General features: G+C 46.2%; 14 protein-coding genes. 1 reads left to right on the forward strand and 13 read right to left on the reverse strand.

Annotated features, from left to right (window positions below):
* Positions 1–451: 451 nt before the first annotated feature.
* The 9 genes from lacZ to GC096_RS20670 all read right to left on the reverse strand — a co-directional run bounded on the left by lacZ (position 452) and on the right by GC096_RS20670 (position 13,974).
* A complete protein-coding gene (gene lacZ / locus GC096_RS20630; RefSeq protein ID WP_171632794.1) occupies positions 452–3,508 on the reverse strand; it encodes a beta-galactosidase, LacZ type in 3,057 nt (1,018 codons plus the stop codon).
* Between the two features lie 51 nt (positions 3,509–3,559).
* Entirely contained in the window at positions 3,560–4,384 is an 825-nt protein-coding gene (locus GC096_RS20635) for a carbohydrate ABC transporter permease (protein ID WP_171632796.1), read from the reverse strand.
* On the reverse strand, positions 4,381–5,259 hold the full coding sequence (locus tag GC096_RS20640) for a carbohydrate ABC transporter permease (RefSeq protein WP_171632797.1): 879 nt from the start codon (positions 5,257–5,259) through the stop codon (positions 4,381–4,383). The genes GC096_RS20635 and GC096_RS20640 overlap by 4 nt, the downstream gene beginning before the upstream one ends.
* Before the next feature lie 110 nt (positions 5,260–5,369).
* Positions 5,370–6,677: an ABC transporter substrate-binding protein gene (locus GC096_RS20645; RefSeq protein WP_171632799.1), complete on the reverse strand. Its 1,308-nt coding sequence runs from the start codon at positions 6,675–6,677 to the stop codon at positions 5,370–5,372.
* A 173-nt stretch (positions 6,678–6,850) separates the two neighbouring features.
* A complete protein-coding gene (locus GC096_RS20650) occupies positions 6,851–8,638 on the reverse strand; it encodes a sensor histidine kinase (RefSeq protein WP_171632801.1) in 1,788 nt (595 codons plus the stop codon).
* Between the two features lie 20 nt (positions 8,639–8,658).
* On the reverse strand, positions 8,659–10,203 hold the full coding sequence (locus GC096_RS20655; RefSeq protein WP_171632802.1) for a response regulator transcription factor: 1,545 nt from the start codon (positions 10,201–10,203) through the stop codon (positions 8,659–8,661).
* 192 nt (positions 10,204–10,395) lie between these two features.
* Positions 10,396–11,403, reverse strand: a complete 1,008-nt coding sequence (locus tag GC096_RS20660; RefSeq protein WP_171632803.1) for an ABC transporter substrate-binding protein — start codon at positions 11,401–11,403, stop codon at positions 10,396–10,398.
* A gap of 68 nt (positions 11,404–11,471) precedes the next feature.
* Positions 11,472–12,461 carry an ABC transporter permease gene (locus tag GC096_RS20665; protein WP_171632805.1) on the reverse strand — a complete coding sequence of 330 codons (990 nt, stop codon included), beginning with the start codon at positions 12,459–12,461 and terminating at the stop codon, positions 11,472–11,474.
* A gap of 10 nt (positions 12,462–12,471) precedes the next feature.
* A complete protein-coding gene (locus GC096_RS20670) occupies positions 12,472–13,974 on the reverse strand; it encodes a sugar ABC transporter ATP-binding protein (protein WP_171632806.1) in 1,503 nt (500 codons plus the stop codon).
* A 170-nt stretch (positions 13,975–14,144) separates the two neighbouring features.
* Here GC096_RS20670 and GC096_RS20675 point away from each other — a divergent pair, with 170 nt between their 5' ends.
* The gene (locus tag GC096_RS20675) at positions 14,145–14,495 is read left to right on the forward strand and encodes a hypothetical protein (RefSeq protein ID WP_171632808.1); all 351 of its coding nucleotides are present in this window, start codon (positions 14,145–14,147) and stop codon (positions 14,493–14,495) included.
* Between the two features lie 286 nt (positions 14,496–14,781).
* Here GC096_RS20675 and GC096_RS20680 read toward each other — a convergent pair whose 3' ends face one another.
* Genes GC096_RS20680 through GC096_RS20695 form a run of 4 tightly spaced genes read right to left on the reverse strand, consistent with a single transcriptional unit; the run spans position 14,782 to position 16,953 of the window.
* Positions 14,782–15,468: a PspA/IM30 family protein gene (locus GC096_RS20680; protein ID WP_171632810.1), complete on the reverse strand. Its 687-nt coding sequence runs from the start codon at positions 15,466–15,468 to the stop codon at positions 14,782–14,784.
* A gap of 3 nt (positions 15,469–15,471) precedes the next feature.
* Positions 15,472–15,942 carry a PspC domain-containing protein gene (locus tag GC096_RS20685; RefSeq protein ID WP_171632811.1) on the reverse strand — a complete coding sequence of 157 codons (471 nt, stop codon included), beginning with the start codon at positions 15,940–15,942 and terminating at the stop codon, positions 15,472–15,474.
* Positions 15,911–16,606 carry a PspA/IM30 family protein gene (locus GC096_RS20690; RefSeq protein ID WP_171632813.1) on the reverse strand — a complete coding sequence of 232 codons (696 nt, stop codon included), beginning with the start codon at positions 16,604–16,606 and terminating at the stop codon, positions 15,911–15,913. Before GC096_RS20690 ends, GC096_RS20685 begins: the two co-directional genes overlap by 32 nt.
* A 50-nt stretch (positions 16,607–16,656) precedes the next feature.
* Positions 16,657–16,953: a LiaF transmembrane domain-containing protein gene (locus GC096_RS20695; RefSeq protein WP_056617426.1), complete on the reverse strand. Its 297-nt coding sequence runs from the start codon at positions 16,951–16,953 to the stop codon at positions 16,657–16,659.
* Positions 16,954–17,033 lie beyond the last annotated feature (80 nt).

The raw sequence follows: 17,033 nt of genomic DNA on the forward strand, positions 1-17,033 counted from the left end.
AGAACTGGCAATGCATAGCCAGCCACATCGTCAATGCGTTGCCAATTTAAGAAACACATCTACTGCTTTTGCGTTCCAGGCTAGATAGCTTTGGGGGATTAACTGGATTTCCTACATTTATTTCCGGGTAAATCTAGCCTGCGGAGAGTTTAACTGGATTTTCTACATCTAATCTTGCTCGAAAAGTTCCGTTTTGGCGAAATTGGCCTGAAATAACGGGAGGAAATCCAGTTATTTTACGAAATTCCGTGATTTCGCTTGAATTAGCTACAGAAAATCCAGTTATTCGCTTGACCAGGATGCCCTATGGCCCTATGGCTAGTGCAGGTATTTGTGCCTGCACCAGCGCCAGGAGCAACGCCTCACGCCCTAATCCACGCTGATAACAATTACATTTAGACACACAAAAGAGGCTGCCTAATGGCAGCCCCTCATTTTTGTAGTACTTCATCTAACCTTGTGAAGATACGTTATGACTAGACAAGAAGAACTCAAACTCCATCTCTTGATCCGCTGGAATCTGATATTCCTCATGGACTGGTGCACCCCAGCTGTCATCGCCGCCAACACCCATTTGTTTGCCTGCAACGGTCACAACCGTATAATGAACCTCTGGCAGCTCAAAGGCATGATCCGCATGCTCGAGTTCAAATGCCGTATACGGAGACAAGTTGCACTCAACTGGCGCTAGTGGGTCTGACTGAATCGATAGACCGATACCAGCCACATCCGTCACATTCACACGGCGGACACCCGTACGGTTGCCTGATTCCTGTGGGACCAGATAAGGCGTAGGCAATTGATTCACAGGACGACTAAATACGCCCAATCGAGCACCGAAATTGCGATCGATATAGTTTTCTTCAGGTCCCATCGCATACCAGTCGGATTGATTATAATCCGCAGACATCTTGAACGATACAGCGAGTATCGGCAAATTCGGCAGACCCGCGGCACCCTTGTACTGCGTATTCACGCGAATTGTTCCATTCGCTAATACGGTGTACGCGATGCGAACGGTCACTTCGACGTTGATGCTGAATTTGTAATCGAAAATGACAGTCGCTGAACCTTGTTCTTGACGCAGCTCCCAATTGACGCATTTGCGAGCCAAGCTAGCGGCATACCAAGCTCCGGCCGTAAAGCTCATTGCCGTTCCTTTGTCATTATCCGTGGTTGCCCGCCAAAATAATGGCGCAGGTGGCATCGCGATCATTTCACGTCCCTCGTATTTAAGTGAAACGAGCGAGCCTACCTGCTTCGAGAAAATGGCAGCGAAGCCTTTCCCTGTCACGCTCATGTTCACATCGCCCTCAACGACGACGACTTCACCTGATGGCCGCTCATTCTGACGGCTCGCCCCAACTACAAACGTCGTTTGACCAAACGTCGTTTCAAATCCAGCATCAGCCCATATTGTAGCTTCTCTCAGAACCAAAGAAGCCTGAATGCAGTACTCACCTGGCGTTCCATCTACATCGGACAATTCAATTGGCAGACTGAATTCACTCTGCGCTTCGACTTCGATGTTCGCTTGCCCTGCGCCAATTTCTTTCCCCTCATGGAAAAGACGGTACACTAGCACTAAATCATCTGTATTCGCAAATAAATTCTCGTTCACAATGTTAATATGAGTTCGGGTTGGTTCCAGCTTGATATTCTGATAAAGGAATTTAACTTCCTGCATTTTAGGTGTGATTTGGCGATCAGCAAAGACGAGACCATTACCACAGAAGCTATAGTCGGTTGGACGATCTTTGAAATCACCGCCGTACGCCAGAAACTCACGGCCGTTTCGGTCTTTTTTCACAATCGCCTGATCGATATAATCCCAAATAAAGCCACCTTGGTATAACGGATATTTGTTCTCAAGCTCGGTGTATTTATGAAGACCTCCGACGGAATTCCCCATCGCGTGCATATATTCGCAGCTAAGGTACGGTTTGCTTGGCTGGCTATTGAGATACGCTTCAATATCCGCTGGCTTCGCATACATCCGGCTTTCCATGTCGCTTGTCGCATCATAATTGCGATCGTAGAAAACACCTTCGTAGTGAACAAGTCGTGTAGGATCCGTTTCACGGAAGTAGTTGGACACATTCAGAATAACTTGACCTGCATAGGATTCGTTACCGCAAGACCAAATGAGAATCGACGGATGATTCTTATCTCGCTCCACCATCGATATCGCACGATCCATGACGATGTCTTGCCACGCCATATCGTTACCTGGAATATTCCAGGAAGGTTCGACCGCGCCCATCTTTTGCCATGAGCCGTGCGTCTCTAAGTTCATCTCATCAATGACATAGACCCCGTACTCATCACAAAGCTCATACCAAAGCGTCTGGTTTGGATAGTGAGACGTGCGGACCGCATTAATGTTACTGCGCTTAAGCGTTTGAATATCCCACAGCATATCCTGCTTCGTAATCGCTCGTCCGCTGCGGCTGTTAAACTCATGTCGATTGACACCTTTGAAAACAATACGTTTCCCATTGATGCACATCAGCTTGTCTTTCATTTCAAAACGACGGAACCCTGTCTTCTGAACGATAGCTTCAATTAAATTTCCGCTCTCATCGTAAATCGAGATACACGCGGCATATAAATAAGGGCTTTCCGCACTCCAAGGCTGAACAGTACCTGCAGAAAGGTTGAAAGAAAGGTTGCCTTCGCGGAACTCTCCTTCTTCGGTGAGGCAAATCCGCCCTTCCGCATCCTTTAGCTCAACCTTAGCGCGGACCGTTTCCGTATACTCATTTCGAAGCTTGAGCTCAATCTCAAGCAACCCTTGCTCATACGCATCATCCAAATCTGCCTTCACACGCATATCCCAAACATGGACTTTAGGTACGGTGTACAAATACACCTCGCGGAAAATCCCCGACATCCGCCAGAAATCCTGATCTTCCAGCCAGCTTCCAGTACTCCGCTGATAAACCTCTACAGCGAGTTTATTCTCACCCTCACGAATATGAGGCGTTAAGTCAAACTCGGCAGGCGTAAAGCTATCTTCGCTGTACCCGATAAATTCGCCGTTAAGCCATACGTAGAAGGCCGATTCCACGCCTTGAAACGATATGTAGACAGGCTTACCAATCATCGTATCTGGTAATTCAAAATTTTTCACATAGCTGCCAACTGGGTTATGCTCTTGCGAAATATGAGGAGGACGAAGCGCTTCTACGCCATCCCACGGATACATCGTGTTAACATATTGCGGCTGACCCCAGCCTTGAAGCTGGATATGTCCAGGCACTTGGATATGCTCCCAAGCCGCGCAGTTATAATCCATTTGATAAAAAGACTGCACGCGGCTTGCGGGATTAACCGCGTAACTAAACTGCCAGCGCCCGTTCAAACTATGCCGCATGTCCATCGGTGCGCCTGCCTCCGCAGACGCCATTGAATGATAATAACGATGATCCGAATGGGCATCCACGCGGTTCACTTTGAATACACGTACATCTTGAAGCCAATCAAGGCTTGGTACCGAATGTTTCATTCTTCTACGCCTCCCAAAAAATAAGACCCAAGAAGGGTCTCTAATTACGTACTATTTCACAGAACCAACCATACCAGCTACAAATTGTTTTTGCATCAAGAAGAATACGAGCGCTGTCGGCAATGTTGAGATGACAATAGCGGTCATGATCACCCCGAAATCCGGTGAATAACTAGAACCTAAATTCGAGATTAACAAAGGAATGGTTCGTTTCTCCGGCGTTTGCAAAACGATAAGCGGCCACAAGTAATTGTTCCAGCTCGACATAAAGGTAATGATGGCTGCGGCTGAATATGTTGTTTTCATAGTCGGCATATACACACGGAAAAACAATCCTAATTCGGACAAACCATCTATACGCCCCGCTTCTAGAAGCTCCTTCGCAAACATTTTTGTGCTTTGGCGGAAGAAGAAGATAAGAAACGCTGTCGTAAAGGTCGGAAGTACAACCGCGTTCATCGTGTTAATCCCGATAAATGGAACCGCACGCGATAGGCTCGAAAACATTTGGTAAAGCGGAACCATCAACGCCGCGAACGGAATCATCATCGACACAAGCAGTATATTGAACACAATATCCTTGGCTTTGCTCCGATAGATTTCAAAGGCATAGCCTGCCAGCGAAGCAACGACTAAGGCCAAGATCGTTGTAGCCAACGAGATCCTCAAGGAATTCCATAGTGCAGGAACGAGATTGATGGACTTGGTTAATTTATGGAAGTTGTCCATGAAATGCGTTCCTGGTAACATTCTGCCCTGTGTAACGTCCACAGACAGATTCGTCGAACTAATGACCATCCATATGAAAGGAAAAATGGAGACAAGCGCCACAGCAAAAAGGAAGACATAGATGATTGTACGTCTTAAACCTATCATTTTTTATCACCTGCCAATTTGATTTGAAGGACAGATAACACAATGATCATGACTACAACCGAGTAGGAAACTGTTGCTGCATAGCCAAAATCAGGTGTGTATTTGAAAGAAAGATTGTAGATGTACTGCGATATGGAGAGGGTAGAATTACCTGGTCCACCCTTCGTAATATTCATAATCTCATCGAACAACTGCAGCGTACCAATCGTCGAGGTAATGGACGTGAAGAGTACAATAGGCTTCAGCATTGGGAACGTAATAAAGAAAAACTGTTTGAACGCAGAGGCTCCGTCAATACGAGCTGCTTCATAAATAGAGCTATCAATGTTTTGTAAAGAGGAGAGGAAAAAAATCATATTATATCCTGTCCAGCGCCATGTAATGGCAAGGATAATCGTAATTTTCGCCCAAAAAGGATCAGAAATCCATGCGATGGGCTGTGAAATCAAGTGAATCTTAGTTAAAGCCATATTAATCAAACCATCATTGCCAAACAGGTACTTGAAAACAACGGAGTAGGCTACGAGCGAAGTCACGCAAGGCAAGAAAATAGCTGTCCGGAAAAAGCCTTTGAAACGAAGCTTGCTATCATTCAACAAGACGGAAATCATCATCGACAGAATGATCATGACCGGCACCTGAATAATCAAATAGATGAACGTATTCTTAACGGCAGTGATGAATGTCTTATCACTAAAGAGCCGTTTATAGTTGCTTATCCCATTGAAATGTAGATTGGCACCCGCGCCTGTTTTAAAGGAAAGCAGCAATGCCTGAATCATGGGATAGAAGTAAAACAAACAAATCATCAATACGGCAATAGCGATAAACAGCCATCCCGTAAGCTTTGCACGGCTACGCATCGAGTAGTTCATTGAGTCCAAATCCTTCCTATTCTTAGCGATAAAAATTGAAACGCTGTCCTCTTCTTTGCATATTGCGCAATTCAGAGGTCAGCGTTCATAAGGTAAATGGGAAGAGAAACTTATTTAAGTTGGGATTCTGCTTGGGACTGAGCATCACTGAATACTTTCGCGATGTCTTTGCCCTTCAGGAAGTTTTGCATCTCAACTTTGAGAATATCTTCAATCGCATACGTATGCAGACCATAGTTGACTTTAGGAATTTGTGCCGTCCATGTTGCGAAATCAGAAATCACCTTTTGACCTCCGAAGAAATCGTCGGCTTTCGTGTAAGCTTCACCTTGTGCAGCAGGTTTATAAGTACCAACAACACCTACGTCTGTTACTAATTTTTGATACAAATTCACATCAGAACCCAGTGTTTTCCCAAGGAAATCAGCAGCCGTATCTTTACCCGTGCTGTTTAATACGTACCAGGAGCTTCCTCCTAGGTTAGATGCGTTAACGGAACTAGCTGTGTTTTTCAACTTAGGAAAAGGAACAACTGCCCATTTACCGGATTGATCAGCTTGTGATTTAATCGATGGCGTAATCCAGTTACCTGTCGGAACAGAAGCAACAGCACCGCTATTGAAACCAGCTAGGAAGGAGTTCCAATCCGAATTGATTTTAACAATGTTCGCGTTCATGATTTCTTTGTACGTCTCGAATGCTTCCTTCAACACAGCGTTGTCTTTCAGATCCGGCGTCGTGCCATCACTTTTCAGATACCAAGCGCCTGCGGATTGAATCATCATACGAACCAAACCAAGATCATTTGGATCCTGTGTCAGCAAGTCTTTACCGGTTTTGGCTTTAACCGCTTTACCGACTTCAATGAATTTCTGCCAGTCAATGTTTTTCAAATCATCAACCTTGTAGCCTGCTTGTTCCAAGTAATCTCTGCGAACATAAAGACCTGTTACGCCGGAGTCAAATGGTACACCGTATTGTTTACCGTTCAAGCTTGTTGGACCTAACTTGTATTCAGCGAAATCCGAAGCTTTAATGGATGCGGACATATCAGCGAATGCATCTGGATATGTTTTCAAAAAGCTTTGCGCACGATAATCTTCAATCAATACCACATTCGGCAGGCCTGACTTTGAACCGGAGTTCAAACCAGTGTTCATCTTTTGAATAATGTCATCTTGCGCATATTCGACAACGTTGATTTTGACATCAGGATGATCCTTCGAATACGCGTCTTTCGCAAGGTTCATTGCTGCGATATTAAAGTTCTTATCCCATGCCCAAACTGTAATTTCTTTACTAGTGCTCGCTGCACCGCCACTAGGAGTAGTCGTTGATGATGTGTCTGACGAATTACTTGAACATGCCGTCAAAAGCATAAAACTTGCAAGTAAAACCGTAGAAATTTTCTTCTTCATGTGATCCCCCTGGATGATTTAATTTTGTAAGTGCTTACTTATAAATAATATCATTTGGGCAATTTGTCTTGTTAGAACGAAATTTGCTGAAATTAGCGTTTTTATTGTCTCTGTAATCCCATCCTCCACTACTCATTTGTATTATTTTTATATTTTGTATTTATTTTAGTTTTTTATACTCCTACGTGTTCTGTATCTGTACGCCATGGAAGATTAATAGATATTTTCGTTCCCTGTCCCAATGTGCTTGTTATCGTAACCCCATACTCTTCACCGTACAGAAGAACCAAGCGATCATGAACATTACGAATACCAATCCCTGTGAACAATTGCCTCGCACTTTTGGGATTCGGTATCTCATCCGCCTTATCCGAAAGTTCCATGCCATCCCCATTGTCAACCACTTCACAGTGCAGCGTGTCTCTTTCTTTCGTGATGATGACGTAAATATATCCGGTACCCTTCTTATTAAAAGCATGAAAAAAAGCATTCTCGATAAAAGGTTGCAGCATCAAATTAGGCACTTGCGCAGGCAAGCAGTCCGGTGAAACAAAGTAATCGACCTTAATCCCTTGACCATAACGAATCTGATTAATGAACACGTAATGCTTTAAATTCACCAACTCTTGCACAACGGGAATCGTTTCTTTGACATTACTGATCGTATTCTGCAGGAGAGAAATGAGCGCATGAATCGTCTGCGTGGCGGTCTCTTGGCTCCCTCGCTGAACGAGGATATTAACGGAAGCCAGTGTATTATATAAAAAATGCGGATTAATCTGCTGCTGCAACGCGGCCAATTCTGCTTTGCGCTGCTCCTTCTGCGTTTCAACAAGCTGGCTAATATAGTCGTTCAACTCGTCGAGCATGAAATTGAAGGAGCGACTAAGCTCCCTTGTCTCATAGGTGCCCGTAACCGCCATATAATTGTGAAAATTCTCTTTTGTCACCGTGGACATTTTCTTAACGAGCTTTCTTAACGAGAGCGTCAACCTCCGCGTGATCACATACACAACGAGTACAGCCAAAGCCACGATCCCCGCAACAATGAAGAAAATCGCTTTCCTGTTGAGCATTTGACCCAGGGCCGCATCCTTATCAATGACATTCATGATGTAAAAATCGTACAATGGCAAATCGCCAGCCAATACCATGACATCCTTGTCGGACATCCTGATTTCATCCTTAGCCAGACCCTGCTGCTGAATCCTCTGTGCACTTTCTAAAAGCGCTTTCGATGTTGTTCCGATCAACTCGGTTCGGTCGCTAGAAATAATTAGACCTTGACGATCCAGGATCATCACATCATTCCCAGCACTTGTAAAACTGGCATAAATGGATCTTAAATCGTTTTCTTTCAGGAAGATGTAAAGCGTCCCGTACCCTTCTTTACTGCCAGAATCCGTTAGCGTTTTGACGGCAACCAGTCCTTGATCCCCAGAACCCGGAGTTCCTTCACCTAAATAACTGTACAACAAGCGTCCTGGCTGGTTCCGCGACTCTTGTGTAATCGGATTTCGCCCTAAATCCGCCGAAGAACCGGACCAATAAGTCCGGTCGCTCTTAAAGCTTTTGCCATTCATACCTGAAATGATCATCCCAATGTTCTTGGCTCCAATACCCGACTGGATTCGCTTCATCTGCTCACTCATGTCGAAGGTTACTTTGGAGTTGGTTACCGAATCAACATCCCCTTCTGTCAGAAAACGTTTAATCGCACCACTTTGCGCGGCATTAATGACGATATTGACATTTGAATAATGAATGGATTCCAGACCGCTTTTAATTTGCTCGATGATTTTGGAATTCGTGATACTAAATGTCTGCACAAAAAGTTTCTCCGACATTTGCACGGTAACCCAAGAAGTCGCCACCGTAACCGTAATCATGCTGAGCACCATGACAAGAAATAATTTACTAAATAAACTTAGATCAGAGATCCTTTTGAGCCACGCCCCCATAGGTTGGATGATTCCCTTCTTTATTTTTTTCGATAGTGGCTAGGTGAAGTCCCCATCAACTTCCGAAACACTTTCGTGAAGTAACTGTGATCTGAGTATCCAACAAGACTGCTGATTTCCGAAATCGAAATTTGCGCATTATCCCTTAATAATTCACATGCACGTTCGATCCGAATACGATTTAAATACTCATTAAAACCTTCTTTATTATGAATGGTAAAATAATTAGATAGATACGATGGGTTGAAATGAAATTGTTTGGCTACTTCTGTCAGCGTGAGAGGTTCAGTGAAGTGCTCATCCAGATACAATAAAATCTTCTGTATACCTGGTGAACTTGTTTTGTTTCCTGTTACACAATCTGTCGCCTCATTCAGGAATTTGGCCAAGAGAGAACGCACTTCCCCAATATGTTTGGCCTCATGAATGGCACGGAAATACTCATACTTCGCATCATCCAGCGTTCTAGCCTCGTAGTGAAAATGCAGTAAGGAAACAATAATATTGAATAGGCTGTGACCTAAAAAAGACTTAAACTCAAACATATCCGTATCCAGCCTGTCAGGCATGGTGTCTACATAATGGCTGAGACGCCCAAAAGCTTGTTGAAAATCTTGACGATTCAGCTCCGCAGTAAACGCCTCCGAATCAAACGCATCGCCATTCCCTTCATGCTCCAACAGTTCCTCAGCAAAGAACAGTTGTTGATCCGACAGGAAGAAACGGTGATCCAGCACTTTGAGAATATCATTGGTATACACATCATGAAGTTCTGTAATTTGCGTAAAATTCTTGCTAAGTGCTGCATAAAAGGATAAACCCGCCATTACGCTGGATTGTACCAATTGCTCGGCCATATGAATGACCTCCATTCGGCCAGCATGCTCTATATTTAGCAAAAACCGGATATGGCTGTCTTGATGTGAAAGGCGGTGAATGATACACGGTTCCTTCACATCCTGAACCATACCTTTCAGAAAGGCTTCGATCCATTCCTCGTTTCGTTTCATCGCGGATGAGCTATCTTGCCGATCTACAACGAGTAACACGAAACATGGATACGGGAAAAGGGTCCTTATCTCCGCACTATCAACCTCCATGGCATAGCCGGAAATCAGCCTGTCCAGCACATAGTCAATGGACTGCCCTTTTTCATTCGTAAAGTCCATGTGTCGAAAGGCTGGCATCCCCTCTACCGTCTTTTTTAAGACGGCTAGCAGCGACTTCGCATCTAATTTGGGCTTTAATAAATAATCTGCTACACCACTCTGAAACGTGGAGCGTACATACTCAAATTCACCGTAGCTGCTGAGAACCACAATCTCAATCTCCGGATATAAGCCTTTCACAACTCGGACCAATTCCTCCCCACTCATGACCGGCATAACGATATCCGTCAGGATCATGTTGGGTTCGAGTTGTTTCACCATATCAAGGGCATCCTTACCGTTCGATGCCTCGCCGACAATTTGAAAGCCTTCGCTTTCCCAATCGAGAAGATGTCTGATTCCTTGACGCACCAGCATCTCATCATCAACAATTAACACCTTGCAATACGTCTCCATGGCTTACTCCTTTGTGGACTATACATAGCTTCCCACTTTTAAATTGAACGATGTATGGATCTCTGTCAGATTTTAAATTTAATTCTACACTTTAACAAGTATGAATCAATAATCATCCCGAGCGCTTATCTACGCAGACAAAAAAGCATCATTCACCATGTTAACGTGAACGATGCTTTTTACTAGAAGCTTTTATTCGTATAATAGCGGCTTGATATCCGCTGCATCAATGTTTGTTTTGTCATACCAGTGGAAGCCTGTGTCGATATTTTTCGGGACGGTTTCGCCTTTGATCGCTTGCACAGCCGCTTTCACGGACCAATAGCCGATGCCGATAGGATCTTGCGTAATCGCTCCTGCCATTTTACCGCTGCGGATCGCATCCATTTGTTGTTTACCGGAGTCGAAGCCGATAACGACGATTTTGCCGTCTTTTTTGCTTTCTGTAATCCCGTTAATAACCCCAATGGCCGCACCTTCGTTAGAACCGAAAATTCCTTTGATATTCGGGTGAGCTTGGATGATCGCTTTGGACAAGTCTGTTGCTTTCAGTGGATCACCACTGTATTGGGTGTCTACGATTTTAATGTTGGGATATTTTTCTTTAATCTGGTTCACAAAGCCATCGCGGCGATCAACGCCCGTACGGCTCGTTTGGTCATGAACAACTAGCGCAATCTCGCCTTCGTTGCCGATGAGTGAAGCCATTTTATCAGCAGCGAGTGAAGCAGCGGCTTTATTATCCGTAGCGGCAGTCGTTACAGGTATGTCGCTATCGACACCAGAGTCAAAACCGATAATCGGGATTTTGCCCGCTTTCGCTTTCTCTAGCAGCGGTGATGCTGCTTTGCTGTCAAGGGCAGCGAAAGCGATAGCCGCAGGCTTTTTGCCCAGTGCCGCTTGCAGCATTTCGATTTGTTTATCCACTTGCGTCTCCGTCTCAGGACCTTCAAACGTAATCTCCACGTTGAATTCCTTCGCTGCTTTCTCTGCGCCTTGTTTCACCGCTTGCCAGAACTGATGCTGGAAGCCCTTGGAAATGACAGGAATGTAGATCTTATCTGACTTCACAGTTGTTGTCGTTGTTCCTGCTGTTGATGTTGCTGTTTTCGTAGAAGTGGAACCACATGCACTCAAAACGATAGCGGATAGCAAGATTAACGATGACGCTAACGCCAATTTCTTAGTCCGTTTTTGCACGGTTGATCGCCCCTTATTCCTAATTTGGTTTGGTTTGTATAGGACTCCTAATGGAGTAAATACCAAGGTTATTTCTTGCGACGACGCATCATATCTGCGTAAACTGCCAATACAATCACGATACCTACGATGACGGTCTGCCACTCTTGCTTCACAGATAAAATCCGCAGTCCATTCGTCAACACGCTCATGATCAGCGCCCCGATGACGGTTCCAAGGATGGAGCCCTTGCCCCCGCTGAGGGACGTTCCCCCGATAACAACGGCTGCAATCGCTTCCAACTCATAGCCGGATCCGAGTGCGGGCTGTGCAGAGTTGAGCCTGGAGGCCATCATAATGCCGGCAATTCCGCTGAACACACCTGTCAGTGTGTAAATCACGATTTTCCAGTAGTCCACGTTAACACCGGAGAGTCTTGTAGATTCTTCATTGCTCCCTAAGGCAAAGTTGTAACGGCCGATGATCGTTTTGGTTAAAATAATGCTGGCCACAATCGCAGCTCCGAAGAAGATGAGAATCGCGTTCGGAATGCCACTGATGATTGAGCCCATCGAAATCTTCGTAAATGCGGGTGTGTCGGTAAAATAAATCGGTTTCGCACCTGAGATAACTAGCGATAAGCCCTTCGTCACCATCATCATGGCGAGCGTCGCGATGAAGGGCGGAATTTTCATTTTGGCTACGAGCAGTCCGCTAATGAGACCGCAGATTGCGCCGGCGAGTATGCCTCCGAGGATACCGAGCGGCATCGGCAATTGCCACGTCGTGATGATCACGCCGGCCATCACGGCGGAGAAGGTCATGACCGTTCCTACGGCCAAGTCGATGCCGGACGTAATAATAACGAACGTAGAGCCCAAGGCTAGAACCCCAATTACGGCGGTTGAAAGCATAATCGCGACTAGGTTATCGAATTGGAAAAAGTTGCTCGATGATAGGGAAAAAATAAGTACGAGCATGATCAAGCTGGCGAACGCCAGTAGCTTCTGTGCAGCCCCGCTTTGTTTGGACAAGGTGGGAATGGTTTTCTTGTAGGCATGTGCTAGTCGTGTTGACATCGGGCTCCTCCTAACTGATCCGCATCGTGGCGAATTTCATAATGGCTTCCTGTGTCGCTTCTTGCTGCGTGAGTTCACCGGTAATGCGACCTTCGCACATGACCATGATGCGATGACTCATACGTAATATTTCTGGCAGCTCCGAGGAGATCATAATAATCGATTTCCCCTGTGCCGCAAGATCATCGAGCAATTTGTAAATCTCGGTTTTGGCGCCCACATCAATTCCCCGCGTCGGTTCATCGAAGATGAGAATATCGCAGTTGCGGTGCAGCCATTTGCCGATAACGACCTTCTGTTGGTTACCGCCAGATAGGAATTTCACCTGCTGGTGGATGGTCGGCGTTTTGATTTGAAGCGCTTCCACATAGTGCTTGGCTGTTTGAGCGATAACACCGTCACGCATCCAGCCAAGTCGCCGCGCTTTTCGGTAGGAGGCCACGGCGATGTTCATTTTCACATCCATGTCCACCATGAGCCCGTATCGCTTGCGGTCCTCGGACAAGTAGCCGATACCATGCCTCACCGCGTCATGCGGCGCTTGAATACGGACCTGCTGTCCGTGAATGCGGATGTCGCCAGAATCGATGGCGTCTGCGCCAAAAATCGCCCGCGCCACCTCCGTGCGCCCCGCTCCCATGAGGCCAGCGAAGCCGAGGATCTCGCCTTTGGCCAGATGGAAGGACACATCCTTCACCGCTGAGCCGCGGTTGAGTTTGGTAACCTCCAGCACCTTCGTCGGTGAGGTCGCCTTTGTTTGTTGATTCGGGCTGACGTAGAGCTCACGCCCTACCATCATCGCGATAATCTGATCGATGGATGTCGTCTGCGTCTGTACCGTATCGATGTAGCGACCGTCACGCATGACGGTGATGCGGTCGCTGATGCGTTTCAACTCTTCCATCCGATGAGAGATGTAGACGATCCCTACACCGCGACTGCGGAGCTGGTTGATGATGCGGAACAGTTCCTCTATCTCTGCGTGCGTTAGCGCCGCTGTCGGCTCATCCATGATCAGCACCTCAGATTGGAAGGATAGCGCCTTCGCTATCTCCACCATCTGCTGCTTCGCAACGGTCAAATCCGCTACCAGCGTTCGCGGATCTAGCTGCAGGTTCATCTGATCGAGGAGACGCTGCGCTTGCTCGTTCAGCTTGCGCTCATCAACGAATAGCTTGATGCCGTGTCTCGGCTCGCGGCCAATGAAGATATTCTGTGCGATGGTCAAATCCGGCATCAGGTTCAACTCTTGGTGAATCATCGAAATACCTAGATGCTGCGCTGCTCTTGTATGGGGGATATTCACTTCCTTGCCCTTCACCAGGATACGACCTTCGTCTTTCTGGTACACACCCGTGGCAATTTTCATTAACGTGGATTTTCCTGCCCCATTCTCACCGACTAGCGCGTGCACCTCACCCGCAGCTAACGCCAACTGACACTGATGCAGCGCATGAACACCAGGAAAATGCTTCTCAATCCCTTCCATCCTGAGCAAAACTTCCTCACTCATCGTCGATCTCACCTCGTACCCAGTTCGTCATGTCCCTCGTTCATGAGTTCATTCTACCTGCCAGAAGTTGGAATGAGAGTAGATAAATCTCTTCAAAAACGTTGAAAATCTTCTGATTCGAGGTGGGCGTGCTTGGTTCGGTGGCTAGGTATGGAGGTGCGAAAATGTAGGTGCCAGAGATACTGTGTGTGGATAACCTGTTTGGAGTAGCTATGCCTTGGAGTTACGGAACGTCGGTCCGCTATTTCGGCGAAAACAACGAATTAGCCAGAATAGCGGAACCTGGTTCCGCTATTATCGTTAAATCCGTATTCTTCGGGCAAAAAAAGAGAAATAGCGCCCTCTCCTTCCGTATCTGGCTGATTCAGCTAGTTTTAGACCGAATAAGGGAACCACGTTCCGTAACTTGGGGGGGGTGGGGGTGGGTTGCGGTTGCGGTTGCGGTTGCGGTTGCCAGCGACCAGAAACACTTTCCCAATTTGAAGGGAACGAGGATGCGCTATCGGTTGCTTAACAAGTGAATTGGTCATCCAAGGGGAACGTCGGTGTCTTATTTGTTCAAAAAACGGCTAAATACCCGAATATCGAACGATTAGTGCATCTACATTCCCTTTCGAGTTCGAAACAGCCGATTTCTACCAAATAGTGAATCTACGTTCCTCTTCGTGGACCTATTCATCCACTAAGTGGCACCATGTTGAGCATACATGTAAATTTCAGCATGTTAAGCAGCTTACGCGTTGCCACTCACGAATACAAAAAAGCCCCTCACCAAGAGGGGCTTTCCGCACTTCTTACACCAAGCTGCTACTCAGCAGCTTGACCGTTCAATTTCTCTTTGAGCAGGTTCAGTTGCTCATCTACTTTGGCTTGCTTCGCTGTGTCGATCGGCGTGTAGCTGCCAACCCCACCAGCGGGTACGTATGGCTTGCGAGCGATCTCAGCTTCAACTTCAAGCTGAATGATCTTCTCTTCCATGCGCTGGAAGCCGCGGGATGCGTTGCCGCTTTCGATCACACCGTTGTAGGATACTTGCGCCATTTGTTTCTTTGCTTTCGCTAATTGAGCACGGGATACAAGCTCGTTGCGTTTGTTGCGCATTTTGTAGAATTCATCTTTCATCTCGTGCAATTGCTGAGTCAACTCATCGGCATGTGCTTTCGCAGAAGCGTGAAGATCTGTGTACTCAACAATTTTATCTTCGTGGTACAACTTTTCTTCAACTGCTTGACGAGCAATGGCTTCTTGACCGTTTTTGATGGCAGCGGAAGCTTTCGCTTCACGATCAGCTACTAGGCGAACGGACTCTTCAAGGCGCTGCTTCAGCTTGCGCTCACTTGCGATTTGGCGGGCAACCGTTACTTCCGCCTGGGCAATTTCTTGCTCCATATCGCGCAGATATTGGTTCAACATTACGATTGGATCCTCAATTTTATCTAATACCTCGTGAATTGAAGCTTTCGTCATATCTTTCATTCTTGTGAATACACCCATGGTTTACACGTCTCCTTTTTTACTATCCAATGTTTGTTTTTCAAAACGAGCGACTTTGGCTCTTAGTTCGTCTACTTCTCTTTGCAAAGCTTTCTTCTCAATGTCTTTCATCATCTCATCGATGTTGTTCGTTGGTTGGCTCGCTTCATATGAAGCATACTTGCTAGTCGGTTGTGGCGCTTGGTGGTGGTTATGGTGGTTATGGGATTTATGATGATTCCATGCTCCCCCTGGATAGTTTTGACGACCATACGAGCTTGCATAGGGATCAAATGGGGGCTGATCAAACCCAGGTTCCTTCGGAATGACAATCGCCGCTACAAAGTAGACGAAAATGACGGTGCCTCCGGTAAAAAACGTGGTGATCACGACTAGTAAACGTAATAGTGTGACATCTACATTCATGGCTTCTGCAAGTCCCCCGCATAGGCCCGTTAATTTCTTATCTCTTCGTGAGCGGTATAGTTTGTTCATGATCCTGTGTTCCCTCCTGTTTCAGTCTATTGCGAAGTGCTTCCATTTCCGCATCTACAGCTGGGTTACCCCCACTGTAGTAGCTTTCGCGACCCATCTTCCTTACGTCGCGAAGCGTCCTGGCGTGCAGCTCCATATCGGATACGCGCTCTTCCAATCGGCCGAACATCCGCGGTGCCCCATCTTGTGTGACACTGCTGCGAGCATGCATGCGCTGCTGCAAGCGAGCGGACTCCATACGAGCCAAGTAGTAGCTTCGTTTGTCTGCGACTTCTTTGTAATCCGCCTTCAGTTGTTGCAGCTCCTCATCAAGCTCAAGGATGGACTGCTTCGCCTGCTCATAAAGATCATGATATTGCACGCTTTTTTCTTCCGCTTGCAACTTCTCTTGCAGCACGATTCGAGCCATGTGCTCTTCGCCAGCCTTCAAAGCCAGCAGCGCTTGATGCTCGCGCTTTTCTTTCGTCTCTAATGCGGTTAAATATTGCTGCCGAAGTGATGCTGCATGACTTACGCATTGCTGATACAATCTTTCTGACTGCACAAGCTGCTCACGTTGGGCCGCTAAGTATTGGTCAATCAAGCGTACCGGATCTTCCGACTTCTCTAAATGTTCATTCAAAGTTGCCACGGTTATATCTCTCATCCGCCTAAATAGGCTCATCTTCACTCCACCTTTTTCACACTCTGTATTCGATTCTCTTACTGCTTACGTTAAGCCGTTCTTCCTTTCAACATGGAAAATCCATATCCGATTAATCCGATTGCCAGAAGGATAATAATCCATCCTGCTAGCTTACTTACTAGAATGATGATTCCGATACCGGCAATTACCCATCCTATTTTCTTATCGTTCTTAATCCCTAGGTACCCCAGTCCAACCATAATGAGGGGAATTACATATCCCATCACCGAGCCAATAAAGTCTCCTAAGTGAAAACCTAGCTTATTGAATAAAATCAGTGCGCCGAATGCGATTAGCAGAGCGGCAAATCCTGTATTTCTTTTCATCGTTTCGTCACCGCCTTTCGTTGTTTGTCGTCGTCTTCTTCATGTCTTTATTCTAGGTAAAATCGCGGCTTTCCAAAACG

Source organism: Paenibacillus plantarum, assembly GCF_013141695.1.
In the GTDB taxonomy this organism is placed as follows: Bacteria; Bacillota; Bacilli; order Paenibacillales; family NBRC-103111; genus Paenibacillus_E; species Paenibacillus_E plantarum.

Excerpts from the sequence above, each read along its gene's own strand:
- GC096_RS20640 (WP_171632797.1), bottom strand. The coding sequence starts at position 5,259 with ATGAACTACTCGATGCGTAGCCGTGCAAAGCTTACGGGATGGCTGTTT.
- GC096_RS20665 (WP_171632805.1), bottom strand. The coding sequence starts at position 12,461 with ATGTCAACACGACTAGCACATGCCTACAAGAAAACCATTCCCACCTTG.
- GC096_RS20650 (WP_171632801.1), bottom strand. The coding sequence starts at position 8,638 with ATGGGGGCGTGGCTCAAAAGGATCTCTGATCTAAGTTTATTTAGTAAA.
- GC096_RS20645 (WP_171632799.1), bottom strand. The coding sequence starts at position 6,677 with ATGAAGAAGAAAATTTCTACGGTTTTACTTGCAAGTTTTATGCTTTTG.
- GC096_RS20635 (WP_171632796.1), bottom strand. The coding sequence starts at position 4,384 with ATGATAGGTTTAAGACGTACAATCATCTATGTCTTCCTTTTTGCTGTG.
- GC096_RS20680 (WP_171632810.1), bottom strand. The coding sequence starts at position 15,468 with ATGGGTGTATTCACAAGAATGAAAGATATGACGAAAGCTTCAATTCAC.
- GC096_RS20655 (WP_171632802.1), bottom strand. The coding sequence starts at position 10,203 with ATGGAGACGTATTGCAAGGTGTTAATTGTTGATGATGAGATGCTGGTG.
- GC096_RS20695 (WP_056617426.1), bottom strand. The coding sequence starts at position 16,953 with ATGAAAAGAAATACAGGATTTGCCGCTCTGCTAATCGCATTCGGCGCA.
- GC096_RS20685 (WP_171632811.1), bottom strand. The coding sequence starts at position 15,942 with ATGAACAAACTATACCGCTCACGAAGAGATAAGAAATTAACGGGCCTA.
- lacZ (WP_171632794.1), bottom strand. The coding sequence starts at position 3,508 with ATGAAACATTCGGTACCAAGCCTTGATTGGCTTCAAGATGTACGTGTA.
- GC096_RS20690 (WP_171632813.1), bottom strand. The coding sequence starts at position 16,606 with ATGAGCCTATTTAGGCGGATGAGAGATATAACCGTGGCAACTTTGAAT.
- GC096_RS20670 (WP_171632806.1), bottom strand. The coding sequence starts at position 13,974 with ATGAGTGAGGAAGTTTTGCTCAGGATGGAAGGGATTGAGAAGCATTTT.